The sequence below is a fragment of the Zobellia uliginosa genome, from assembly GCF_018860745.1.
Lineage (GTDB): Bacteria > Bacteroidota > Bacteroidia > Flavobacteriales > Flavobacteriaceae > Zobellia > Zobellia uliginosa_B.
Window position 1 is genome coordinate 148,516 of record NZ_JAHKPY010000015.1, and the last position, 24,708, is coordinate 173,223.

General features: G+C 37.6%; 23 protein-coding genes. 12 read left to right on the forward strand and 11 right to left on the reverse strand.

The window, feature by feature from the left end; translation table 11 throughout:
• Positions 1 to 15 precede the first annotated feature (15 nt).
• From KO521_RS20100 to KO521_RS20115, 4 genes are all read right to left on the reverse strand, one after another.
• Positions 16 to 2,391 carry a sodium-translocating pyrophosphatase gene (locus KO521_RS20100; RefSeq protein ID WP_215941705.1) on the reverse strand — a complete coding sequence of 792 codons (2,376 nt, stop codon included), beginning with the start codon at positions 2,389 to 2,391 and terminating at the stop codon, positions 16 to 18.
• A 108-nt stretch (positions 2,392 to 2,499) separates the two neighbouring features.
• Positions 2,500 to 3,027, reverse strand: coding sequence for an inorganic diphosphatase (locus KO521_RS20105; RefSeq protein ID WP_215941706.1), 528 nt, complete (start codon positions 3,025 to 3,027; stop codon positions 2,500 to 2,502).
• Between the two features lie 207 nt (positions 3,028 to 3,234).
• Entirely contained in the window at positions 3,235 to 5,736 is a 2,502-nt protein-coding gene (locus tag KO521_RS20110; protein ID WP_215941707.1) for a DUF5686 family protein, read from the reverse strand.
• Between the two features lie 217 nt (positions 5,737 to 5,953).
• Positions 5,954 to 6,931 carry a pyruvate dehydrogenase complex E1 component subunit beta gene (locus KO521_RS20115; protein WP_215941708.1) on the reverse strand — a complete coding sequence of 326 codons (978 nt, stop codon included), beginning with the start codon at positions 6,929 to 6,931 and terminating at the stop codon, positions 5,954 to 5,956.
• Between the two features lie 174 nt (positions 6,932 to 7,105).
• Between KO521_RS20115 and KO521_RS20120 the strand changes: the two genes are divergently transcribed.
• From KO521_RS20120 to KO521_RS20155, 8 genes are all read left to right on the forward strand, one after another.
• Complete coding sequence (locus KO521_RS20120; protein WP_215941709.1) at positions 7,106 to 7,846, forward strand: electron transfer flavoprotein subunit beta/FixA family protein; 741 nt, start codon at positions 7,106 to 7,108, stop codon at positions 7,844 to 7,846.
• 106 nt (positions 7,847 to 7,952) lie between these two features.
• Complete coding sequence (locus KO521_RS20125; protein WP_215941710.1) at positions 7,953 to 8,921, forward strand: electron transfer flavoprotein subunit alpha/FixB family protein; 969 nt, start codon at positions 7,953 to 7,955, stop codon at positions 8,919 to 8,921.
• A gap of 85 nt (positions 8,922 to 9,006) precedes the next feature.
• Positions 9,007 to 9,636, forward strand: a complete 630-nt coding sequence (locus KO521_RS20130) for a bifunctional nuclease family protein (RefSeq protein ID WP_215941711.1) — start codon at positions 9,007 to 9,009, stop codon at positions 9,634 to 9,636.
• Between the two features lie 18 nt (positions 9,637 to 9,654).
• Positions 9,655 to 11,103, forward strand: a complete 1,449-nt coding sequence (locus KO521_RS20135; protein WP_215941712.1) for a NupC/NupG family nucleoside CNT transporter — start codon at positions 9,655 to 9,657, stop codon at positions 11,101 to 11,103.
• Positions 11,104 to 11,203: 100 nt separating this feature from the next.
• Complete coding sequence (locus KO521_RS20140; protein ID WP_215941713.1) at positions 11,204 to 12,028, forward strand: thymidylate synthase; 825 nt, start codon at positions 11,204 to 11,206, stop codon at positions 12,026 to 12,028.
• A 74-nt stretch (positions 12,029 to 12,102) separates the two neighbouring features.
• A complete protein-coding gene (egtB, locus tag KO521_RS20145) occupies positions 12,103 to 13,263 on the forward strand; it encodes an ergothioneine biosynthesis protein EgtB (protein WP_215941714.1) in 1,161 nt (386 codons plus the stop codon).
• 48 nt (positions 13,264 to 13,311) lie between these two features.
• Positions 13,312 to 14,283 carry an L-histidine N(alpha)-methyltransferase gene (egtD, locus tag KO521_RS20150; RefSeq protein ID WP_215941715.1) on the forward strand — a complete coding sequence of 324 codons (972 nt, stop codon included), beginning with the start codon at positions 13,312 to 13,314 and terminating at the stop codon, positions 14,281 to 14,283.
• A gap of 61 nt (positions 14,284 to 14,344) precedes the next feature.
• Complete coding sequence (locus KO521_RS20155) at positions 14,345 to 14,626, forward strand: DUF427 domain-containing protein (protein ID WP_215941763.1); 282 nt, start codon at positions 14,345 to 14,347, stop codon at positions 14,624 to 14,626.
• A gap of 112 nt (positions 14,627 to 14,738) precedes the next feature.
• Here the strand turns inward: KO521_RS20155 and KO521_RS20160 are convergent, their stop codons facing one another.
• Together KO521_RS20160 and KO521_RS20165 are read right to left on the reverse strand one after the other, a co-directional pair.
• Positions 14,739 to 15,038 (reverse strand): isoamylase early set domain-containing protein, encoded by a 300-nt coding sequence (locus KO521_RS20160; protein ID WP_215941716.1) that lies wholly within the window; start codon positions 15,036 to 15,038, stop codon positions 14,739 to 14,741.
• A 169-nt stretch (positions 15,039 to 15,207) separates the two neighbouring features.
• A complete protein-coding gene (locus tag KO521_RS20165; RefSeq protein ID WP_215941717.1) occupies positions 15,208 to 16,296 on the reverse strand; it encodes an aminotransferase class V-fold PLP-dependent enzyme in 1,089 nt (362 codons plus the stop codon).
• 58 nt (positions 16,297 to 16,354) lie between these two features.
• Between KO521_RS20165 and KO521_RS20170 the strand changes: the two genes are divergently transcribed.
• A complete protein-coding gene (locus KO521_RS20170) occupies positions 16,355 to 16,744 on the forward strand; it encodes a 2TM domain-containing protein (RefSeq protein WP_215941718.1) in 390 nt (129 codons plus the stop codon).
• The gene (locus KO521_RS20175; protein ID WP_215941719.1) at positions 16,741 to 17,238 is read left to right on the forward strand and encodes a dihydrofolate reductase; all 498 of its coding nucleotides are present in this window, start codon (positions 16,741 to 16,743) and stop codon (positions 17,236 to 17,238) included. Before KO521_RS20170 ends, KO521_RS20175 begins: the two co-directional genes overlap by 4 nt.
• Here the strand turns inward: KO521_RS20175 and murI are convergent.
• Together murI and pafA are read right to left on the reverse strand one after the other, a co-directional pair.
• A complete protein-coding gene (gene murI, locus KO521_RS20180; RefSeq protein ID WP_215941720.1) occupies positions 17,227 to 18,015 on the reverse strand; it encodes a glutamate racemase in 789 nt (262 codons plus the stop codon). The genes KO521_RS20175 and murI overlap by 12 nt on opposite strands.
• Positions 18,016 to 18,026: 11 nt before the next feature.
• The gene (gene pafA, locus KO521_RS20185) at positions 18,027 to 19,688 is read right to left on the reverse strand and encodes an alkaline phosphatase PafA (RefSeq protein ID WP_215941721.1); all 1,662 of its coding nucleotides are present in this window, start codon (positions 19,686 to 19,688) and stop codon (positions 18,027 to 18,029) included.
• A 112-nt stretch (positions 19,689 to 19,800) separates the two neighbouring features.
• On the opposite strand from pafA, the gene KO521_RS20190 reads away from it, so the two are divergent.
• The gene (locus tag KO521_RS20190) at positions 19,801 to 20,541 is read left to right on the forward strand and encodes an MlaE family ABC transporter permease (RefSeq protein ID WP_215941722.1); all 741 of its coding nucleotides are present in this window, start codon (positions 19,801 to 19,803) and stop codon (positions 20,539 to 20,541) included.
• On the forward strand, positions 20,538 to 21,305 hold the full coding sequence (locus tag KO521_RS20195; protein WP_215941723.1) for an ABC transporter ATP-binding protein: 768 nt from the start codon (positions 20,538 to 20,540) through the stop codon (positions 21,303 to 21,305). The genes KO521_RS20190 and KO521_RS20195 overlap by 4 nt, the downstream gene beginning before the upstream one ends.
• 47 nt (positions 21,306 to 21,352) lie before the next feature.
• Here the strand turns inward: KO521_RS20195 and KO521_RS20200 are convergent, their stop codons facing one another.
• From KO521_RS20200 to KO521_RS20210, 3 genes are all read right to left on the reverse strand, one after another.
• Complete coding sequence (locus tag KO521_RS20200; RefSeq protein WP_215941724.1) at positions 21,353 to 22,834, reverse strand: DUF389 domain-containing protein; 1,482 nt, start codon at positions 22,832 to 22,834, stop codon at positions 21,353 to 21,355.
• 9 nt (positions 22,835 to 22,843) lie between these two features.
• Positions 22,844 to 23,926, reverse strand: a complete 1,083-nt coding sequence (locus KO521_RS20205; RefSeq protein WP_215941725.1) for a mannose-1-phosphate guanylyltransferase — start codon at positions 23,924 to 23,926, stop codon at positions 22,844 to 22,846.
• A gap of 93 nt (positions 23,927 to 24,019) precedes the next feature.
• Positions 24,020 to 24,622, reverse strand: a complete 603-nt coding sequence (locus KO521_RS20210; protein WP_215941726.1) for a SprT-like domain-containing protein — start codon at positions 24,620 to 24,622, stop codon at positions 24,020 to 24,022.
• Positions 24,623 to 24,708 lie beyond the last annotated feature (86 nt).

Consider the following 24,708-nt stretch of genomic DNA (forward strand, 5'->3'; position numbering starts at 1 on the left):
ATGAAATTGAATTAGCTACTTTTTAACATCCACCTTTTCAATGGTGATTTCCGTCTCTTTACCATTATTGGCTGCTACATTTTTTTCAAAAGCCATAAGTTGATTGTTTACTTCTGATTTCGTTCCTCTAAATACTTTCTCTTGAGATAATTTTTCCCCGTTCACAACCGTAGTATATGCAATTGTTGCTTCAGCCTTTTGGGAATCAAGGTCATTCATTTCAACCCTAATCTCTTTATTATTCTCTACACCGGCCATGCCAGTAGCTTCCATTGCAATACTTGGTGCAATAACCAAAGCTACAACAGACATTAACTTTAAAAGAATATTTAAAGAAGGCCCTGAAGTATCTTTAAAAGGATCACCTACCGTATCTCCAACGACAGCGGCTTTATGTGCGTCCGTTCCTTTACGACCATCCGACTCAATCATTTTTTTGGCATTATCCCAAGCACCACCAGCGTTAGATTGAAAAATTGCCATTAACACACCACACGTTGTTACGCCGGCCAAAAGTCCGCCCAACATCTCGGCACCACCTATAAAACCAACTGCAACCGGAACAACAATTGCTAACAGACCTGGCAGAACCATCTCTCTAATAGAAGCTTTTGTAGAAATATCCACACATTTATCATATTCCGCATACCCATCAGCAGCATCAAAAATTGCTCGTTGGTCCGCGGTAGCTTTAGACATATCCGAATCTACCTCTCTCATAACTTGCAAAGCAGCTTTTAACTGCGGAATATCTCTAAATTGCCGTCTTACTTCTTCAATCATTGCCATTGCCGCACGACCAACCGCATTCATTGATAAGGCCGAGAATACAAAAGGAAGCATTCCCCCTACTAAAAGACCGGCCATAATTTTTGGTTGAGAAACATCGATTGAGGTTACGTTCGCCACTTTCATAAAAGCAGAAAACAGAGCCAAGGCCGTCAATGCCGCAGAAGCAATTGCAAAACCTTTGCCAATAGCGGCCGTTGTATTCCCTACTGCATCTAATTTATCCGTACGTTCCCTAACCTCAGAAGGTAATTCCGCCATCTCCGCTATACCACCGGCATTATCAGAAATTGGCCCGTAGGCATCAACTGCTAGCTGTATACCTGTATTTGCCAACATGCCCACTGCTGCTATGGCAATGCCATACAAACCAGCAAAATGATGCGATACTATAATGGCTGCGGCAATCAATAGTATTGGAACCATTGTAGACATCATACCTACACCCAGACCAGCTATAATATTGGTTGCGGCACCCGTTTCCGATTGAGAGACAATAGAGTTTACCGGTTTTGTTCCTGTACCCGTATAATATTCCGTAATCTTGCCTACACCCAAACCAGCTACAAGACCAGCTAATGTGGCGTAAAATATACCCATTGCACCCATGGGCAGACCCTCTATAGATTCTGGTATGAAGGCCGTAATTATAAAATATGAGGCTACGACCATTAACCCGGCCGAACCGAATTCGCCAATATTTAATGCTGTTTGTGGATTACCACCATCTTTAACTTTTACAAAAAATGTACCTATGATGGACATTACAATACCAACAGCAGCTAACACTAGTGGAAGATAAACAGCACCTAGCCCTGCAAAATCCGGAGTTATAATAAATGCCCCTAAAACCATTGTCCCTATTATAGAACCCACATATGACTCAAATAAATCAGCCCCCATACCTGCAACATCACCCACATTATCACCCACATTATCTGCTATAGTAGCAGGGTTTAATGGGTGATCTTCTGGTATACCAGCTTCCACCTTACCCACTAAATCCGCACCAACATCGGCTGCTTTTGTATAAATACCACCACCAACTCTTGCGAAAAGAGCAATTGATGATGCCCCTAAAGAAAAGCCGGAAAGCACATTCAAGACCAAACTAAGGTTCTCAGCACCAGGCCACATAGATTGATACAACATAAATAATACACTTAGCCCCAAAACACCAAGCCCAACAACTCCAAGTCCCATAACCGCACCACCGGCAAAGGCAACCTCTAGAGCTTTGCCCAAGGAGGTTTTAGCAGCTTGTGTGGTTCTAACATTTGCTTTGGTAGCAACTTTCATACCTATGAACCCTGCTAAAGCAGAACAGATGGCTCCTACTATAAAAGAAAGGGCTACCATTCCATGAGAACCTTCCTCATTGCTACCTTTAAAAAATAGGAGAACAGCTACCGCTATCACAAAAATTGAAAGGATTTTGTATTCCGCTTTCAAGAAAGACATTGCACCATCGGCAATATTCTTTGCTATCCTAGCCATTTTTTCGTCACCAACTTCTTGTTTGGTTACCCATACGTCTTTGACAAAAACGAATACTAAGGCCAGTATTCCGAATACTGGCAAAAATTTTACTACTAATTCCATTCGAGTTGTTGTTTAAGATTTCTAATGCCAACTAAAGTAATGAAATTGATGTTATAAAAAAAAGCCTTTTTTATTGCTAAAAAAGGCTTTTTGAAGAGTAATAATTATTTATATCGTAAAAGTGCGTTTCTTTTTAAATTCGCTATTATCATAACGCTCTACACATTCATGGTAGATTTTAACTGCCTCTTGGGCATCACCCCATCCACCTGTATCAACTTTCTTCTTTTCCAAATCCTTATATACTTTAAAGAAATGTTCTATTTCCTTTAAACGATGAGGATTCAAATCACTAATATCATGGTTATTGCTCCATATTGGATCAGAAACAGGCACACAGATAATCTTTTCATCCGGCCCTTTTTCATCGGTCATATGAAAGACTCCAATTGGTCTTACTTCCATAACCACCATAGGATATGTTGGTTCCGCTCCCATTACCAAAACATCTAATGGATCCTTATCCAAAGCTAACGTTTCAGGAATGAAACCGTAATCACCAGGATACATCATAGATGAAAAAAGCATACGGTCAAAACGTATTTTATGTAATGTAAAGTCGTATTCGTATTTATTTCTACTTCCTTTTGGAATCTCTATTAAAACATCAAAAGTTATATCTGCTTTTTTTCCCATTTTTTAGGTTTATTTTACAATCACGAAGGTACAAAAATGCAAACACGCCAACCTCCAAATATGGAAAAAACATCGCGCATTATAACAAAATTATGTGATTATAAATATTAAAGAAACTGACTAAGAATCTTTATTATTTTCGAAGCGAACCTATAAACACTTATCAATGAATAAACTAAACCCTAACAGATTTACAAAACCTATTATCTAAAAGTCAAAACCAAATGTTCCAGTAATGCTAAAAGGGCGCGCCTCTGGAGCATCCAAATAATTTCCTCTAAAGTTAAAATCCACCCTAAGAATTTTAAAAATGTTACCAATTCCAACGGAATATTCATAATATATTTTGTCAGACGGGGCCTGTAAAGGTGTATTTATAGTAGCTGGCATGCTCAAGGCTATATTTTCATCGGAAAGGTCTCCCCACACTCCCCTTAAACCGATAATTTCACGCAAATTAAGTTTGCGCAACAACGGAATACGAGAGAAAAGACGTCCGTTAAAATTGTGCTGTAGATGTAATGCTATATAGGTATCCGTTACGAATTCATAGAAGTCCAGGTTAGGAAATGTTCCGTAGTTGGAAAAGAAGGTCTGATTACCAGGAACAACATTCAACAATCCTAACGGCACGGTATTAAAGGTCTTACCCATTTCCAGAGTTGAGAACAGTCTACCAAAACCTCCTATTTGCCAAGGCTGGCTATATGAAAATTGTAATTTACTATAGCTGAAATCACTATCAAAAACAACATCCACACCTTTAGTATAACTTAATAATAGGGTGCTATAGTCATCATTCATGCCCTTTCTTTCCACACCATACCCAATAGTTCTTTTACCCGGCGTGTAAATCATAATAGCGTTAAAATCGAATTGATTTATCTCCGACGAAATACCTGTTGGAGCATCTGGATCTATATAATCTAGACTAAAATCATCTGGCAAAGCAGAGCTTAATTTCCTAAATGTACCGCCAACACCAAATCTTACATTGGTTATGGGCTCTATTTCTATATTGAATTTACTTAAGTTGATATTCGTTAGTCTATTGTTAGCTCCTACAGTTACCAAAGAAGACGAAGCAATACTCCGACCAAGAACATCATTTGTAGCCGTAAGACTTACCCCTAGTTGCTCAATATCCCTTCGATTACCCCCAGAAACAATAAGCCTACTCTTTTTATCCAGTAACATTTTACCGGATAGACCATGCTTAAACTTCTTGTCCTCAAAACCATAAGCCGTGTATCCTTCAACACGCCAAAGGTCATTCTCCCCAAAGTATGAACGTGCGCCTATACGTACCCGTGGACCTTCTGCTTGATTATAACCAAAGACATCATATACAGAACCAACATCCATATTCCACTTATCGATCTCTACATAACCACTACCCAAAATACTCACTAGATTGTAGTAAGATTTAAATTTAGGAACTGTCTTTAGTGTATCCAATAACTGATAAATACCCTTTTCATCCTTATTTAAACTTTCTAATCTACTATTCTCCCAAAACGTACTATCCCTATTTAAGACCGAATCATCATAGGGGTTGCTCTCTTGTTTATAAAACTCTTTTGGCTTTTTCTCATTAAAAGTATAGTTATCAAATACAGTAGTACGTTTACCGTACATACCACGTGATTCTTCCTTTTTTTGAAAACTGAAATCACTCATCATATAATCGCGCTTCAAAAGAAATACGGAATCATTGACCACCTCAAAATCCTGTTCAATATAAATCTCTTTGACCCAGTTAATATTGGCGCTTTTAGTAACCTCAAGATTAATGTTCTTTACCGCATAGGTAGAATCATTCACCCAAAAATCCCCTTTAAACGTTAGTTCGTTCTTTCGTCTTGGATAATAAACAATATTGTAACACCATTTATCTTCTATAAATGCACTATCCCGCAAAGCATAGTTGTAAACATCTACTCCAGTCCTAGACAAGGGACTGGTGAAACTTTTATCAAAGAATTTGAGATAATTATCATAGATATCATACTCCTGATAGAGGTCCGCTACAAATGCGATAATAGACTGGTTGTTATCAAAACCCGAGTTTTTATTACCTAGGATATCCTCTTTTTCCTCGTCTAGCCTATTGTCCCCATAAACCTTAGAAAAAGTTTCGTTCAAGAAAATAGGTAAATAGGTTTTTCCGGTAATACGGGAAGTATCTAGATCATTAAAGACAAATTCAAGCCCTTTAAAAATCTTCTTCTTCATAAGGGCACTATCAATAGTATTGAGATCAAACTCTACCTTTTCATACTTTTCAAAAGCATATTGGTTGAATTTACGTAGACCGTTCTCCCTTTTTTTTGCCCATATTTTTCTTAAAATATCTATGGCAGGGTTGTTTTTTTTAGGTTGCTTTCCTCCTACAAGAACTACTTCATCAAGCTGTTGGGAAGACTCTTTCATGACCACATTCATCTTATAGGTCACTTTTGACGTAAGTGGAATTTCAACACTTTCGTATCCAATAAAAGAAACCAAAAGAATAGGGTGATTCTCATCCGATTCCATATAAAAAACACCATTATCATCTGTAATAGTGCCTTCATAAGACCCTTTAAAAAGAATATTGGCAAAAGCTACCGGCTGGTTATCTTCATCTACCACAACACCACCCACTTTAGTTTGCGCGCTGGCAACCAAAGTAAAAAGTAGCAAAACTAATAATAGGAGGTTTTTCATTCAAGAAATTTTCTCTATCCTGTACAAACAAATAATGTACCAGAACAGATTATATTGTATTTCCAAGTCCGTTTTTAAACATAAAAATTAAAGTCCGCTTCTATTTCCCTGCTAAGAATCCTAATCCAAGCCTAAAAACACCAAACGGAACTAATAAAAAAATGCTTTACCGACACTAAGTCGGTAAAGCAAAAATACCTTTACAATTTTGATATACCTATTTGTACATCACTTTCTTAACCGCATCAACCACATCTTTATGATTTGGCAACCATTCCGCTAACAATACAGGAGAATACGGTGCAGGCGTATCTGCCGTATTTATCTTCTGGATAGGTGCATCTAGGTAATCAAAAGCGTGAGACTGTATATGAAATGTTATCTCTGTAGCCACATTTCCAAAAGGCCAGGCCTCTTCCAGTATAACCAAACGGTTTGTTTTCTTTACTGATTTTAAGATAGCTTCATAATCCAATGGCTTTACGGTACGTAAATCAATGATCTCACAGCTAATTCCTTCTTTCTGAAGTTCATCGGCAGCTTTATCTGCCTCTTTTATAATTTTACCAAAAGAAACAATAGTAACATCACTACCTTCTCTTCTTATATCTGCAACACCTATTGGTATAGTATATTCTCCTTCCGGCACTTCACCTTTATCTCCGTACATCTGCTCAGACTCCATAAAAATAACCGGGTCATTATCACGAATTGCCGATTTCAACAATCCTTTTGCATCTGCGGGGTTGGAAGGTACGATAACCTTTAACCCTGGACAGTTAGCATACCAGCTTTCAAAAGCTTGCGAATGCGTAGCTGCCAATTGACCAGCCGAACCTGTGGGTCCTCTAAAAACAATAGGACATGGAAACTGCCCCCCGGACATCTGACGAATCTTAGCCGCGTTGTTGATGATCTGATCGATACCCACCAAAGCAAAGTTGAAAGTCATGAATTCTATGATAGGACGGCATCCGGTCATTGTTGAACCGACACCGATACCAGCAAAACCTAGCTCAGCGATAGGAGTATCTATAACTCGTTTGGCACCAAACTCATCTAGCATTCCTTTGGAAGCTTTGTAAGCGCCGTTGTATTCAGCAACCTCTTCACCCATCAGATAAACAGATTCATCTTTGCGCATTTCTTCCGACATCGCCTCGACAATGGCTTCCCTAAATTGTAATGTCTTCATATTATATGGAGTATCTTTTTATTATGTGCGTTAAAAACGCAAGCAAAAATAGGAAATTATATGTCAAATAAAGACCTCTAGGAATCAAAAAAAGTTATAAAAAATACTATGCATGCATAGTATTTTTGAAAAAGTTTACATATCTTCGTCTGGATTAAATATAGCTTTATAGACATGAAAATATTAGTTTGCATAAGTAACGTTCCTGACACAACATCCAAAATCAACTTTACGGATGGCGATACTAAATTTGACACCAACGGTGTGCAGTTCGTAATTAACCCTAATGACGAGTTTGGTTTAACACGTGCCATGTGGTTTAAGGAAAAACAAGGTACCACTGTACATATAGCTACAGTTGGCGAGGCTAGTGTAGAACCCACTATGCGTAAAGCACTTGCCATTGGCGCCGACGAAGCCATTAGAGTGAACGCCGCTCCTACCGATGGTTTTTTCGTTGCAGAGCAGTTGGCGAATATTATCAAGGACGGAGGTTACGACCTTGTTATAGCCGGAAGGGAAAGTATTGACTATAACGGAGGAATGGTACCTGGAATCCTGGCCACTCTTTTAGGCATGAATTTCGTAAATACTTGTATCAGCCTTGAAGTAGAAGGTACTACAGCTACCGCTATTAGGGAAATTGATGGCGGAAAAGAAACCGTACAAACTTCATTGCCACTAGTTATTGGAGGTCAAAAAGGTCTTGTACAGGAAAGCGATTTAAAAATACCCAACATGCGTGGTATTATGATGGCGCGTAAAAAGACCCTTACCGTAGTAGAGCCAATTGAAGCTACCGTTGCAACAAAGGATGCTAAATTTGATAAGCCCATGGCAAAAGGAGCTGTTAAATTGGTCAATTCCGCAGATGAGCTGGTAGACTTACTTCACAATGAAGCCAAAGTAATTTAATTGCTGCATAGTTTTAAATCGGCATTGACCTAATCAATTTATTAGATCATCTGAAACACGCTAAAACAGCAAATGTTATCTCAACAAAATAAAACAATACACAAAAATGTCAGTATTAGTATATACAGAATCCGAAAACGGAAAATTAAAAAAAAGTGCCTATGAAGTGGCATCATATGCCAAGGCAGTAGCGGACCAATTAGGTTCTTCGGTTACGGCAATTTCTTTTAACACCGAAAATAATGACCAACTAGGAACTTATGGTGTTTCAAAAGTATTGAATGTAACTGATGATAAGCTTGCTACATTTAATGCTTTGGCCTATGCGAATAGCATTGCACAAGCTGCTAAAAGCGAAAATACCCAGGTAATTGTAGTAAGCTCTAGCACGAACAGTAAATTCTTGGCACCTATTCTAGCTGCTAAATTAAAAGCAGGTTACGTACCCAATGTTGTTGCTGCTCCAGAAAGCACATCACCATTTAGCGTAAAGCGCACTGCTTTTAGCAACAAAGGATTTGCCCATACAGAAATTACAACGGATATTAAGATTGTAGGGGTTTCCAATAATGCTTTTGGTATTATGGAAAACCAGACAACTGCAACAGTTGAGTCTTATAATGCCGATTTAAGTGATGCTGATTTTGCCGTGAAATCTATTGAAATAGACAAAGTTGCCGGCCAGGTTACCATTGCAGATGCAGATATCGTTGTTTCTGGTGGAAGAGGTCTTAAAGGACCTGAAAACTGGGGAATGATCGAAGAACTTGCAGAAATACTTGGTGCCGCTACGGCATGTTCCAAACCGGTTTCCGACATGGGATGGAGACCACATGGCGAGCATGTTGGCCAAACTGGCAAGCCCGTTGCATCCAATCTTTATATTGCAATTGGCATCTCTGGAGCCATTCAACATTTGGCTGGAGTTAGCGCTTCTAAAACCAAAGTTGTCATTAACTCTGATCCTGAAGCTCCGTTTTTCAAAGCTGCAGACTATGGTATTGTAGGCGATGCCTTTGAAGTAGTACCTCAACTCATCGAAAAATTAAAGCAATTTAAAGCTCAAAACGCTTAATTTTTGTTAATTTGCGCTCGTTAAAGGGCTGTTTAAATACAAGGTACGCCCGTATTTAAACAGTCTTTTGTATTTTAATGATTCTATGAGCTTAGTAAGGTTAAAAATAAAAGGTATTTCCTATAGCCAAACACAAAATGGGGCTTACGCCCTTATTTTGAACGAAGTGGAAGGCGATCGTAAACTACCCATTGTCATTGGTGCTTTTGAAGCGCAGAGTATTGCTATTGCCCTTGAGAAAGAAATAAAGCCACCAAGGCCATTGACTCACGATTTGTTCAAAAACTTTTCAGATCGTTTTGATATAGTAATTAAACAAGTTATAATCCACAAGTTGGTGGACGGTGTTTTTTACTCCAGTATCATCTGCGAACGCGATAAAATTGAGGAAATCATAGATGCCAGAACCAGTGACGCTATTGCATTAGCACTTCGTTTTAATGCTCCGATTTTTACTTATAAGACTATTTTGGACAAAGCGGGCATCTTCTTAAAATTCTCTTCTAAAGACAAGGAAAAAGAAGAAACAGACGATAGTATTGTGGTTGATGAGATTTTACAGGAAGGTGAAACTGTAGAAATCGAGTCTGGTGCAACCGATGGTTATACCGAACTATCTATTGATGAGCTCCACAAGGAACTTGATAAAGCCGTTGTGAACGAAGATTATGAAAAAGCGGCCAAGTTACGTGATGAGATTTCCAAAAGAAACTGATAAACAAGCAAGTACCTTATGAAAATTAACCTTTGGATTGTACTACTTGCCCTATTTATATTTTTCCCATCCATAGCACAAGAAAACATAGCGGTTCCTGCCGCAGAAACGGCTGCTATTAATGATATAATTTCTCAAAACACAGATCATATTCAGCCTAATGCAGGCTTTAGCTTAAACAGTTTGGGCAGGGGCATATTAGGTATGGTAGTGCTCCTGCTTATTTCAGTTTTGTTTAGTTCTAACCGAAAGGCAATTAATTGGAAAACCGTTGGTATTGGTCTTACATTACAGTTATTTATTGCTATTGGGGTACTTAAAGTGCCGTTTATCCAGAAAGTATTTGAATCCATTGGTGAGGTTTTTATAAGTATTCTAGGTTTTACCAGGGCGGGAAGTAAATTTTTGTTTGAGGGATTGGTGGTGGACACTAATACATTCGGTTATATTTTTGCTTTTCAAGTTTTGCCAACTATCATCTTTTTTTCAGCTTTGACCTCGTTACTATTCTACTTAGGCATTATTCAAAAAGTGGTAAGAGCTCTAGCATGGGCACTTTCTAAAACCTTAGGTATTTCCGGAGCCGAAAGTCTATCTGTTGCCGGAAACATATTTCTAGGCCAGACCGAAGCACCTTTATTGATTAAAGCTTACTTGGAGAAGATGACCAAGTCTGAGATTCTTCTAGTAATGATCGGTGGAATGGCAACGGTAGCAGGTGCTGTTTTAGCAGCCTATATTGGCTTCTTAGGCGGCGAAGACAAAATATTACAGCTTGTATTTGCCAAGCACCTTTTGGCAGCTTCCGTAATGGCGGCACCAGGAGCTATTGTTATCTCTAAAATCCTTTATCCACAGACCGAACCTGTAAACACGGAGGTTGCCGTGTCTTCAGAAAAAATAGGAGCCAACATTCTAGATGCTATCGCCAATGGTACTACGGAAGGTTTACGTTTGGCAGTAAATGTTGGGGCCATGCTTTTGGTTTTCGTAGCTATGATTGCTATGCTAAACGGAATTCTAGATTGGATCGGCGATATGTCATCACTCAACCAATGGGTGGCCAGCAATACCTCTTATGATAAGTTTTCTTTGGAAGCCATTTTAGGCACGGTATTCGCACCGCTCATGTGGTTAATTGGCGTTGCCAATGAAGATATTATGCTTATGGGACAGTTACTGGGTATCAAACTTGTGGCAAGCGAATTTGTAGGCTACATACAATTAGCGGAGCTAAAGGATATGGCTACCGGTGCAACTTTCACCTATAATAAATCCGTTATTATGGCCACTTATATGCTTTGCGGTTTCGCCAACTTTGCATCTATAGGCATACAGATCGGCGGTATAGGTTCATTGGCTCCCGGGCAGCGTAAAACCCTTTCTGAATTTGGACTTAGAGCTGTTCTTGGTGGTTCTATCGCTTCTCTATTATCAGCTACTATTGCCGGTATGATTTTAGGATAACTCAGCGTCATTCACCAAAAACATTCAGTTAATAAATCGCTAATAACTACTTTCAGTAAATTTCTAGCTTTCACCCTTTACCTTTTATCTTTGAACCACTATGAAGCAATACCACGATTTACTTAAGCACGTACTAGAAACCGGTAACCAGAAAGGAGACCGCACAGGAACAGGAACTCTTAGCGTTTTTGGCCATCAAATGCGTTTTGACCTAAGCGAAGGCTTTCCTATGGTAACCACTAAAAAGTTACACCTCAAGTCTATCGTCTATGAATTGTTGTGGTTCTTGAAAGGTGATACAAACATCAAATATCTTCAAGAAAACGGTGTACGTATTTGGAATGAGTGGGCAGATGAGAATGGCGACTTAGGTCCTGTCTACGGGCATCAATGGCGCAATTGGAACAATGATGAAATAGACCAAATCAAAGATGTAATAGAATCATTGAAGAATAATCCCAATAGCAGGCGTATGTTGGTTTCCGCATGGAACCCTAGTGTTCTTCCGGATACGTCTAAATCATTTTCTGAAAATGTAGCAAACGGTAAAGCTGCACTCCCCCCATGCCATGCATTTTTTCAATTTTATGTGGCAGATGGTAAACTTTCGTGTCAATTGTACCAACGAAGTGCAGATATCTTTTTAGGGGTGCCTTTCAACATTGCATCTTACGCCTTGTTTACCATGATGATGGCACAGGTCTGTGGTTATGAGGCTGGCGAATTCATTCACACTTTTGGTGATGCCCATATTTATAACAACCATATGGATCAGGTAGAATTGCAATTAAGTCGTGAAATTAGACCTTTACCAAAAATGGTTATCAATCCTGAAATAAAAGATATTTTCGACTTTAATTTTGAGGATTTTACCTTAGAGGATTACAATCCACATCCTCATATAAAAGGAGCCGTAGCGGTTTAGGGCTCATCAAAAACATGATTGAGTCAACGAGGTACTTTCTATAATCCTTATATTTATAAGATATAAGAATTGTTATGACATTGACAGATTCCCTCATTGACTTTTTTTTAGAGACCCGCAAACACACTGAAAACCTCTGCGAACCTTTAGAAATAGAAGATTATGTAGTGCAACCCATAGTAGACGTTTCTCCCCCTAAATGGCATTTAGGACATACTACTTGGTTTTTTGAGGAATTTATTCTAAAACCTCATCTTAAGGATTATAAGATTTTTGATGAAGATTTCTCTTTTGTGTTCAATAGTTATTATGAGACGGTTGGAAAAAGAGTAGTGAGGTCCGATCGTGGCAACCTTTCGAGACCGTCGGTAGAAAGTGTGTATGCCTACCGATCACACGTAACGAAGGCTGTAGAACGTCTTTTCGTTACCACTCAAAGTCAAGAATTATATGACCTTCTGGAAATAGGTATTCATCATGAGAAACAACACCAAGAACTATTATTGACAGACATTAAATTTATTTTGGGCAACAACCCCTTACTACCCTCCTATTCGGATACTTTTAAAGAACATCCGCTAGAAAGTACCTCCAAAGAATGGATTTCCATGGAAGAAGGCATTTATGAAATTGGCCATAATTCCGAAGATTTTTGTTATGATAATGAACTGGGAAGACACAAGGTATATTTACATCCGTTCAAGATATCGAACAACTTGGTTACCAATCAAGAGTATATTGAATTTATTGAAGCTGGAGGTTATAAAAAATTTGATTTATGGCATGCAGAAGGATGGGACTGGGTAAATCAAAACCAGATTTCCGCTCCATTGTACTGGCATAAAATTGATGGTGTTTGGCACAATTACACGCTAAAAGGTCTTCAAACAATTACCCCTGGAGCACCGGTTACACATATTTCATATTTTGAAGCCTTTGCCTTCGCACAATTTAAAGGCTGCCGTCTTGCTACTGAATTTGAATGGGAAGCTTCGCAAGCTTTTTTCACTTGGGGCAAACGCTGGGAATGGACAGAAAGCGCTTATCTACCTTACCCAAACTACACAAAAGCAGAAGGTGCTTTAGGTGAATATAATGGCAAATTCATGGTCAATCAAAAAGTATTGCGCGGCGGTTCTGTTGCAACACCTATAAAACACACAAGATTTACGTACCGTAATTTTTTTCAGACTGATCTAAGATGGCAATATAACGGATTACGATTGGTAAAATAAATTTACGGTCAAAAGTATAGTTTCCCAAAATTTCCCGACTTAAACATTATGCAAAAACCAACCGAATTACTTTTTAAAACCCAATTTGAAGAAGACGTTCATTCTGGACTAACAGATTTTCCAAAACATTTATCATCAAAATACTTTTATGATGAAAAGGGAGATAAGCTTTTTCAGGATATAATGCATATGCCAGAGTATTATCTAACTCAAAAAGAGTATGATATTCTCTTGAACCACACTGCTAAAATAGCCCAACTCTTTGCTTCGGGAAATCCAAAATTCCGACTTATAGAATTAGGGGCAGGAGATGGGAAAAAGACAAAAATTCTTTTGAAACACCTTTTAGAAAATAATTTTGATTTTAAATATCAACCTATAGACATAAGTCAGAACGTACTTAACGGCTTAGAGGCTTCATTAAAAAGGGAACTTCCTCAAATGACCGTAGAACCTCAACAAGGCACTTATTTTGAGGCTTTGGAAAAACTTAATTCTGAAAACGGTTCAAAGAAAATTATACTATTTTTAGGATCCAATATAGGCAACCTTTTGCACGAACAGGCTATTGATTTTTTAAAAAGCGTTCAGGAACTAATGCAAAAAGACGACCTATTTTTTATAGGTTTCGACATGAAGAAAAACCCGCAAACCATCTTAGATGCCTATAATGACCAGACTGGTATTACAGCAGCATTTAACAAAAATGTGTTAGCCAGAATCAATAAGGAATTAGGTGGTAATTTTAATTTGGATAAATTTCTACATTGGGAAGTATACGATCCAGAAAGTGGAACCGCCAAAAGTTACTTGGTTGCTAAAGAAGCGCAATCTGTAAGTATTAACAAGTTAAACCTACTAATTGATTTTGACCAATGGGAAACCATACATACGGAAATTTCCCAAAAGTACGATGATAAAGTAGTGACCTGGCTAGCAGAAAAAGCAAATCTTAAAATTGAAACAGAGTTTTCTGATGTAGAAAAGCAGTACAAGAATTTCGTACTAAGGAAAGGATAAGGTACGCCGGAAAAATATAATTATGAATCCACCATTTTTTGAATGGTACTATTTTATTGATATGAAAGCAATTTGGAATGATACCGTAATAGCGGAAAGTGATGAAACCGTTGTAGTGGAAAACAATCATTATTTTCCTGCAGAAAGCATAAAAAAGGAATATTTTAAACCTAGTGAGACCCATAGCACTTGCCCATGGAAAGGGCAGGCACACTACTACACTTTAGCTGTTGATGGCAAGGAAAATCAAGATGCGGCATGGTTCTATCCAGAAGTGAGCCCTCTTGCTAAAGGCATTAAAGGTCGTGTTGCTTTTTGGAAAGGTGTTACCGTAGAAGCATGAAAACGAAAACCATGAACATTACGATGTAATATAATGTTGGGGAGACGCTAAGAATAATAAAAGCCGGAACATAATGGTATGTTCCGGCTTTCTATTTTATCTAACAAAACGATTATAGATCCAGAACGGCATTTTCGCCACCTGCAAAATCATTCCATTGGTAACGATCAGCTTCTGAATCGTTAACATAGTTGCCATCAATAATATATTTGAACTCAAATGAAGTTTCTTTTGGAAGTTCCATAGAACCTTTAAAGTTTCCGTTTTTCAATTTTTTCAAAGAACTAGCTTTATTAGCTTTCCAGTTATTGAAATCACCAACTACAGCTACTTTTTTAGCTTCCTCTGCAGGAACGGTAAACGTTACTTTACAAACGGGTTTAGTTTTAAGATACTGTTTTGAAATTGCCATTGTTTATTATTTTAAATTGATTTTTTTGTTTCTTAATTAGAGACCAAAACTACTATATTAAACTACTCATATACAATGATTAACGCATTTTTATCATTTTCGCAATATTCACATAACAAATGATATATCAGTACAAAAAAAAGGTATGTATAATTTCAATTCAAAAGCCCTATACCCCTGTTCTTAAGATTTTTACCACCGTATTTATGTCTTCTATACTGTTATAAAAGTGGAAACTAAACCTAATACCGTCACCACGTTGCGAACATATCACTCCATTATCCGTTAATTTTTGAAATAGTGCATTATCTCCCTTTATATTAAATATGGTACTATGATCTTCCCTATCCCTTATCACCTTAGACAATAAACCTAATTGACCAAATTCTTCTTTTGCTTTTTGAGAAAGAAGCTTCAGCTGATTTTCAATCGCGTTTCTCCCCAAAGTATTTAAATACTTCAAAGAAAAATTTAAACTTCCAAAAGTTAACGTATCTAGATGGCCAGGCTCAAAATGATTAGCAAATGAAATACTATCCCTACCGTTAAGATTATGCCCGGAGGCGTTATATCCTATTGTATTTACAGAGAACATATCTTCTATATCATCTTTAAATAAAATGAATCCATTTCCGTAACCGGACAGCAACCACTTGTACGCACTTGCCCCCATAACGTCTATAGGCGAACTTTCAAAATCAAAATCAGACGTGCCACAGAACTGAGTTCCGTCTGCAATAATTTTCAAGTTAGGAAATTCATTTCGTATTTTTGTAAGAAATTTCATATTAATTTTTAAACCGTTAGTCCATTGCACAAGACTAAGGGCTAAAACAGATATATTATTTTTACGTATAATGTTTTCAATATTGGCTTCTATATTCTCATCTAAATCCACATAGGAAATATCAAACCCCCTATATTCAAAAGGCCAATTAACAGAAGGGTAATCTCCTTTTACCAATAATACCTTATGCTTTTTGTCCAAGCCATCTACCAGCATGTTTAGGCCTAAGGAAAAATTTTGTACTAGAGCCGTATTCTCTTTTTTAGCTCCAAAAAAATCAGCAACTGACTGCCTGGTTTCTGCAATTATTTTTTCCATCACCCTATTTCGAAAAATACTCCCACCAATTAAATAATCTAGGTCGTGCTCCTGTCTCCATTCCATTAAATCATCATTGAGCAATCCTGCCGAAGCTGTGTTCGCGTATATATACTGACTTAAAACAGGAAAGTGTTTTCTGGTATTTTTCATCTTGTATTTTCTGTGTCGGCAATTGCCTTATCTTTGTTATCTAAAGGTAACGATTCGTATGTTCTCTAAAAATAAAAACCGCTCTGAAGTAAATCTTGAGCAACACGAAATGCTCGAGAACGCCCAAACACGCATCAAGCAAAAGAAGCGTTTATACGTTCATTTTGTCATCTTTCTTATTGGTAGTGTCTTTATGATTCTAATCAATAAGATTTTAAAATATGGTGATACCTATGATTGGTTTATTTGGTGTATTACCTTATGGGCCTTTCTTTTTATCATTCACGCTTTCAACGTTTTTGTAACCCAAAAATTTATGGGGAAGGATTGGGAGCGCGACCAACGCGAAAAACTAGTTGCCAAACAAAAGAAACGCATTGCCGAAATTCAGAAAGAGATAGAGACCGATTTTCCGGTTGCTCAAATCAACAAAAAAAAAGAACCATGAAAACTGTAGCAATGATAGCGGCAGCGGCCGAGAATGACGCTTTAGGAAAAGACAATGACCTCCTCTGGCACCTACCGGACGATTTCAAAAGGTTCAAAAACCTTACTTCAGGCCACACGATACTAATGGGAAGAAAAACGTACGAGAGTTTCCCTAAGCCACTGCCCAACCGCAAACATGCAATTATAACTAGGGATGAAAACTATACGGTAGACCATGATTGTTGCGTTGTAGTGCATTCTCTACCTGAAGCTTTGGAGTTGGTTAAAGATGAACCCTTATCCTTTATCATAGGAGGTGGTGAAATCTATAAATTGGGAATGGAGTATGCTAATAAAATTGAGCTAACCCGCGTACATGGTGACTTTGAAGATGCCGATACATTTTTTCCTGAAATAGATGAAAAGGTTTGGGAACTTGCTACTGAGCAATACCATCCAAAAGATGAAAAACACAAATACGCTTTTACGTATCTTACTTATCTAAAAATCTAATTTTTCTACTGAAATGTTATCAGTTGATCCAAAAACAAAATTTCGTAATACCTCTGGATCAATATTCGTAAAAAACTGATGGTTTGCCCGCTTATTAGAAGTATTGAGAATGATATTCTTATCTAAAACAGCTTTAACTTGTCTGGCTACTGCCTCTCCCGAATCTATGATTTTTACATGCGCGGGCAAAATACCTTTTAAGGCAGGTATTAGATAAGGGTAATGTGTGCAGCCCAGTACCAAATGATCCATACCCTCCTTAAGCATAGGTTTTACATAGCTATTTAAAAGTTGCTTGGTTTCCTCCGCACCCACTTTTCCATTTTCTATTAAAGCAACTAAACCTGTACCCTCCTGTTCAATAATTTTAATTCCATTGGCATGATTTTCGGATGTAGAATTAAAAAGACTACTGGAAAGCGTTCCTTTTGTAGCTAATACACCAATGGTCTTGGATTCCGATTGCAATGCGGCCGGCTTTATTGCAGGTTCTATGCCAATAAAAGGTAAATCGTAATGGGATCTTAGGTATAAAATGGCATTGGTCGTAGCCGTATTGCAGGCAACCACCACCACCTTGCATCCCTTTTCTATCAATAACTCCGTGTTTTTAATACTAAGCTGGAGTATCTCTTCCTGCGATTTCTCTCCATAGGGCGCATTCTTACTATCTGCCAAATAAATGCTATTCTCATTGGGAAGTAATTTCTGAATTTCCTTCCAAATGGAAGTCCCTCCTACACCAGAATCAAAAACACCAATTGGCTGATTACTCATATATTTTATAATTATTGTAGAACTTCTACTATAGGGCTTCCACTTGTACCGTTCGGAAATGAAATACCTAACAACGAAGCCACTGTAGGAGCTATGTCATCTATTTCCGTTCTTCCCACAGTACTACCATGTTTAATTCCGGCTCCATAAAAAAGCAACGGTACATGAGTATCATATATCTGGGGAGAACCATGAGTAGATCCTGTTTTAGGATATGAAATAGTTCCTGGAGATAATACTACCAATACATCACCAGAGCGTTTTTGATTATAGCCATTTTGAAGAATATAAGGAATACCATGGGTATAATCATTCTGCCACATTTGGTAGGCCGTGTATGTTCTATCTATTCCTTTATAAGTCAAAAGTTCCTTTGCAATATCTTCCTGAACTTCTTGAATACTTAAATCCAGATTCTTGATTACATTGTGATTCAAAAAATATTGGTCATTCGAAAAATCCTTGACAATATCCGTAGTTCCATAATTGAATTGTAAGAACTGTAAGAATTTGGTTTTAATATCATCCCAAACAATATAGTCCGCTGGTATCTTTAAATCCCTAAGATATGCCGGCACATCTATTGCCGCGTGATCTGCTGTTAAAAATACCGTATATTCATCTTTACCTACTTTATGATCCAGTTCCTTAAAGAATCGTTCTAAATCTTGGTCCAATCTCAAATAGGTGTCTTCTATTTCTTTAGAATTAACTCCAAATTTATGCCCCACATAATCCGTGCTAGAAAAACTAACCGCTAAAAAATCCGTAATATCATCAGTTCCTAGTTCTTCGGCTTCCAATGCGGCCAAGGCAAAATCCGCGGTCATACTATTTCCGAAAGGAGTTGCTTTTAACATCTCATACTTACCATTTGCATCCCATAACTTCGGGAGGTCATGTGGGAAGACAGAAGATTTCTCCCCTTTAAACAATCCTTCATATGCATTATAATCAATTCCGCTTTCTACATAATCTTTTACATTCTTCAAGCTTTTCCACGGCTTCTTGTAAGTATCAAAAGATTTGTCCGCATTGAATTTTTCTACCCAACTAGGTAATTTATCCATATAAAAAGAACTCGTTATCCATGCTCCATTATTAAACCAATAGGCTCCGTTAGCCGTATGGCCGCCTGGAAGGACAGCTCCTCTATCTTTTAATGCGATAGCTATGGTTTTTCCTCGCATTTGAGTATGCAATCTAAGTTGATCCGTAATTGTAGTAACGTTCATTCTGTGTGGAGACATTTTTCCTGCGTCTGAGGTTGTTCCAACCGAATTGTAAGAATCATCCCCCGCACAATACACATCACCCTCGGCTACTTTATCATACCAGTTATTACCAATTATACCGTGAACAGCTGGCGTTGTACCTGTATATACCGAAGCATGCCCAGGCCCTGTGCTAGTAGGGGCATAATTATAGTGATTGTTTTTACAATTGAACCCTTCATTCACTAAACGCTTAAATCCGTTATTACCATACTGGTCCCAAAAGCGAGTAATATAATCATACCTCATTTGATCCACAATTATACCAACAACCAGTTTTGGATTGGTTTTTAACGAAACATCAACTTGCTCTTTGGACTTTTTCTGACCGAAAGAGTTAGATGGTAAGAAAGAAAGAGTGAAAATAGAAAAAAACAGGATAAAATAATTCTTGCTCATAGTAAATTCATTGATGTTACAAAAGTAAATAAATTCCCGTTTTAAAATTTAAATGCAGGTTAAATGAAATCCTTTATTGTTATTTTTGTTAGGATATACCTATTTTCATCCCATGAACTACCTAGCATCGATTGGCAGATATGCCATTATGATAAAAGAGGTCTTTAAGAAACCTACAAAATGGCGCATTATGAAATCGCTGATTTTGAAAGAAGTAGATGAGCTGATCTTCGGTTCTTTGGGTATCTTGATTTTCATTGCTTTTTTTATGGGTGCAGTGGTTGCCATACAAACCGCATTGAATATTACTAGTGAACTTATTCCAAAAAATTTGGTAGGCTTTGCCACAAGGCAATCCATAATCCTTGAGTTTGCGCCTACTTTTTGCTCAATCATCATGGCAGGAAAGGTAGGTTCTTATATAACCTCTAGCATTGGCACCATGCGCGTTACGGAACAAATAGATGCTCTAGAAGTAATGGGGGTAAATGCTTTAAATTATCTGGTTTTTCCAAAAATAGTGGCGTTATGCCTATACCCCTTCATCATATCCATAGCTATGTACGTAGGTATTTTTGGTGGTTGGATGGCCGCGGTTTTTGGTGGTTTCAGTACCAGTGCAGATTTTATTGCGGGCGTTCAATTAGACTTTATACCCTTTCATGTAGCTTATGCTTTTCTAAAAACTTTAGTATTTGCTTTTGTTTTAGCTACAGTACCTTCCTATCATGGTTTTTATATGACGGGCGGAGCCTTAGAAGTAGGAAAGGCCAGTACCACCTCATTCGTATGGACCAGTGTGGTAATTATTGTAGCAAACTACATTCTAACCCAACTTTTACTAGGCCAATGATAGAAGTAAACGACATACATAAATCTTTTGATAATTCCCATATTCTAAAGGGAGTTACCACTAGTTTTCAAAAAGGAAAAACCAATCTGATCATAGGCCAAAGTGGATCGGGAAAAACTGTATTTCTAAAATGTCTTTTAGGCCTTTTTACCCCTGAGGAAGGTACAATTAGTTATGATGGCAAAATCTACACGGATTTGACCGACGAGCAAAAAAGGGACCTTCGTCAAGAAATGGGAATGGTTTTCCAAGGTAGTGCTTTGTTTGATTCTATGACGGTGGAGGGAAATGTAAAATTCCCTTTGGAAATGTTTACCAAACAATCCAAATCCGAAATGCAAGACAGAGCCGACTTTGTTTTAAAGCGTGTAAACCTTGTAGATGCGCATCACAAATACCCTTCTGAAATTTCCGGAGGAATGCAAAAACGTGTAGCTATAGCACGTGCTATAGTAATGAATCCTAAATATCTATTTTGCGACGAACCCAATTCTGGTCTTGATCCCAAAACCGCCATTGTCATAGACAACTTGATAAAAGAAATTACAGAAGAGTACAATATAACTACCGTTATCAACACTCACGATATGAACTCCGTTATGGAAATAGGGGAGAAAATTCTTTTCTTAAAGGATGGGCTAAAAGCCTGGGAAGGCTCCAATAAAGAAATTTTCAAGACCGATAATGAGACCGTTACCGATTTTGTATACTCATCTGACCTTTTCAAAAAAGTACGCCAGATGTATATAGAAGAGCGAAACTAGACACTAATTTTTCAATGTATACATAACACAGTGCTGAAAAAATTATCCTATTTAGCAGTTCCGCGCAATTGAATGGTAGTATCTTTTAACCTTACTTTCAACCACTCGTAAACTCTTTGGTTTTCGGCTTCTATTTTGTTTTTGTTCAAACCCTCTTTCCATTTCACTTCAAAAATAGACAAAGTATCAGTTTTACTGAAGTCGGTTATAACAGCATTGTCATACTGAAGTGAAACCAAATTTTCATAATTAGCTTTAGCTTCAGCACTTATATCCTGAAAAGGAATCTCTTTCTGTTGAGATACATTCTTTTGCAATCGGTTGACCTCGGCCTCTAAAAAAGCTATTTTTTCTTCTTTACTCGACAATTGATTTTTCTGAGATTCATATAACTCATTAATGTATTTAAGTTGGTCTACTTGCTCGTTCTGAGAACCTTGTATAACATGAAGCTCCGTACCCGAAAGACGTTTATACTCATCATCTTCCTTCAACATTGTATTCCAAGATGAGATTATATTTGCGGGTATTATTTCATTACCCATGCAGACCAACTCAATCATTGGTTTTTCACCTTTATTATATTTTATACTGGTAAAATTATCCAAGTACCTTCCGCCGCTTGTAAATTGATATTTACCTATGGTTGCACTTACAAACTCATTAGCCTGCTTTTTGAACATAGACGCTTGGAAAGCTTCATAGAAAGTCATACCTGCGGGAATCATCACCAACAAAGCTACAATAGAAGCAATACGTGCTATACGTCTTCTTTTAGCCGAATTGGCATAACGTACCATTGGGAATTTCAAAAGCTTAATGGTCAAAAAAGTTGCCAGCGCAATGAATATGGTATTTATCGTAAATAAATACATAGCCCCAATGGCATAATCCGGATTACCGATAGCAAGGCCAAAACCAACAGTACATAAAGGAGGCATTAAAGCCGTAGCAATGGCCACACCAAAAATAACACTCGCTATAGTACCTTTTTTCGCCCTTGCTATTACCAGTGCCAAACCACCAAAAAAGGCAATAAGCACATCGCGAATATCCGGCGCAGTACGCGCAAGAAGTTCTGAAGATTCATCTTGAATAGGAAAAAATTCAAAGAAAAGATAAGCCGTTAGAACGCTGAGCACCACCATGACCGCAAAATTCTTTAACGACCTCCTGAGCGTATCAATATCGTTTATAGCCAAAGACATGCCCAAGCCTAAAATAGGCCCCATTAGTGGTGAGATTAACATGGCTCCAATAACCACTGCGGTAGAGTTTGCGTTTAAACCAATAGATGCAATAAAAATTGAACAGATCAAAATCCACGATGTATGCCCCTTAAAGGGGATATCCGCAATTATAGCCTCTTTGGTGGCTTCTTGATCGGTATTCTCTCGAATATCCAATAATTCACGCATGAATCTTCGTAAGCTTTCCCAAAGGCCTTTGGCATCTTTTTTGACCGCTTCCTCACTCTGGGTGGGCTCTTCAGTTGGCGTAATATTATCCTGATTCAATTTATCGCTCATATATTGCTTTTAAGCATACTCATCCCCATATGTATCTTTTACCTCTCCCAATACCTTTTTAATATCCTGTTCTTTTGACTTTGGATAGATTAAAAGTACTTCTTCTTTGTCTACAATAATGTAATCATTAAGACCATCTACAACAACTACCTTACCTTTTGGAGATCTTATCATATTTCCAGAAGCATCAGCCGTAATGACCTTACTATTTACAATGGCATTATTATTTTCATCTTTATCAAGTTTATCGTATAAAGAGCCCCATGTGCCCAAATCATTCCAATCAAAAGTAGCTGGAAGGACATAGATCGATTTTGAATTTTCCAAAATCGCATAATCGATAGAGATATTCTCTGCCTTTGGGTAGTTCTCTTTTATAAACTCTTTTTCTTCTCCCGTATTGTAGCAAGACATACCTGATTCAAAAAGGGAATACTGCTCAGGTTGATAGTTTTTAAATGCATTCACGATAGTTTTAACGCTCCACATAAAAATACCTGCATTCCACAGAAAATTACCTTGAGCCAAAAAATCCTTGGCCGTTTCATAATCCGGCTTTTCCCTGAACTGGTTTACCTTTTTTATTTCTTGCGTGCTTTCTTTGTCAAATTCTATATAACCAAAACCTGTATTTGGGAAAGATGGTTTTATACCCAACGTACAAAGCACATCTTCTGTTTCACATTTATCAAAACACGCTGTAACATCTTTTGCAAAAGCATCTTCATCTTCGATCCAGTGATCACTAGGCGCTACGATCATAACGCCATTTTCGTTCATTTTTTGAATCTTTAACGCAGCATACAAAATACATGGTGCAGTATTACGCATTGCTGGCTCCAAAACAACCTGGTCCTGCTTTACCAATGGCAGTTGCTCCAAAACCAAATCATTATAGCGCTCATTAGTTAAAATCAAAATATTCTCCGTAGGCACGAATCTATTTAGACGTTTAAAGGTCTTTTGAATCAACGTGTCACCGGTTCCTAACATATCATGAAATTGCTTAGGGTAAGATGACGTACTTATTGGCCAAAATCTTGAACCGACACCACCGGCCATTAATACTGCGTAGTAATTTTTGTTTTTCATTTTTTGTTGCTATTGAAGCGGAAGTCAAACACTTGCCACGTTCTTATTTAAAGTTAGTTATTTTCTTGTTCTAATTACTATTTCCTACAAATATCATTCAGAAATCAATTCTACTTCCGCATTAGGCTGAAAAAGGTACATTCGCCCGGTAGATACTTCTATACACTCATATCGCTTTACCCTTCTATTTCCCATTTTATACAATTTTCCATTATATATACGAAAAATACTACCTAGTGGTACTTCAAAAACGTAAGTTCTATTTGTTTGTTGTTCATCAAAATGCTTTAGAGCAATGGACAACCTGGCATCCGTACTACTACTTGCCTTGGGATTTTTGAAATGGTTCGCTAAAAGAGGTAATAATTGAGTTGGGAATACTTCTGGCCTAATGAAAGGTAACATTAGATATTGAAAAATTCTTTTCCATTCCGCACCATGCGGTTTTATACTTCTACCATATTTTTCAAAAGCTACTAAATGTGCTATTTCATGAATGAGCGTAATTAAGAATCGATATTTATTTAGATTTGAATTTACAGTGATCTGATGTTTTCCATTTGACATTCTACGGTAATCACCATGACGAGTTACCCGTTCATTAACGACTTTCAAGTGGACACCTGTTTTCTGAATCAAATCCAAACATGATTCTATAGCCCTTTCGGGAAGATATTTTTGCAATACATTATTCACTGCCAACAAAAATAAGGGAACTAGACCAATAAATGAAGTTATCTATTATTAAGCCTATGTCAAAAAATTATGACTTTCTCCAGCAC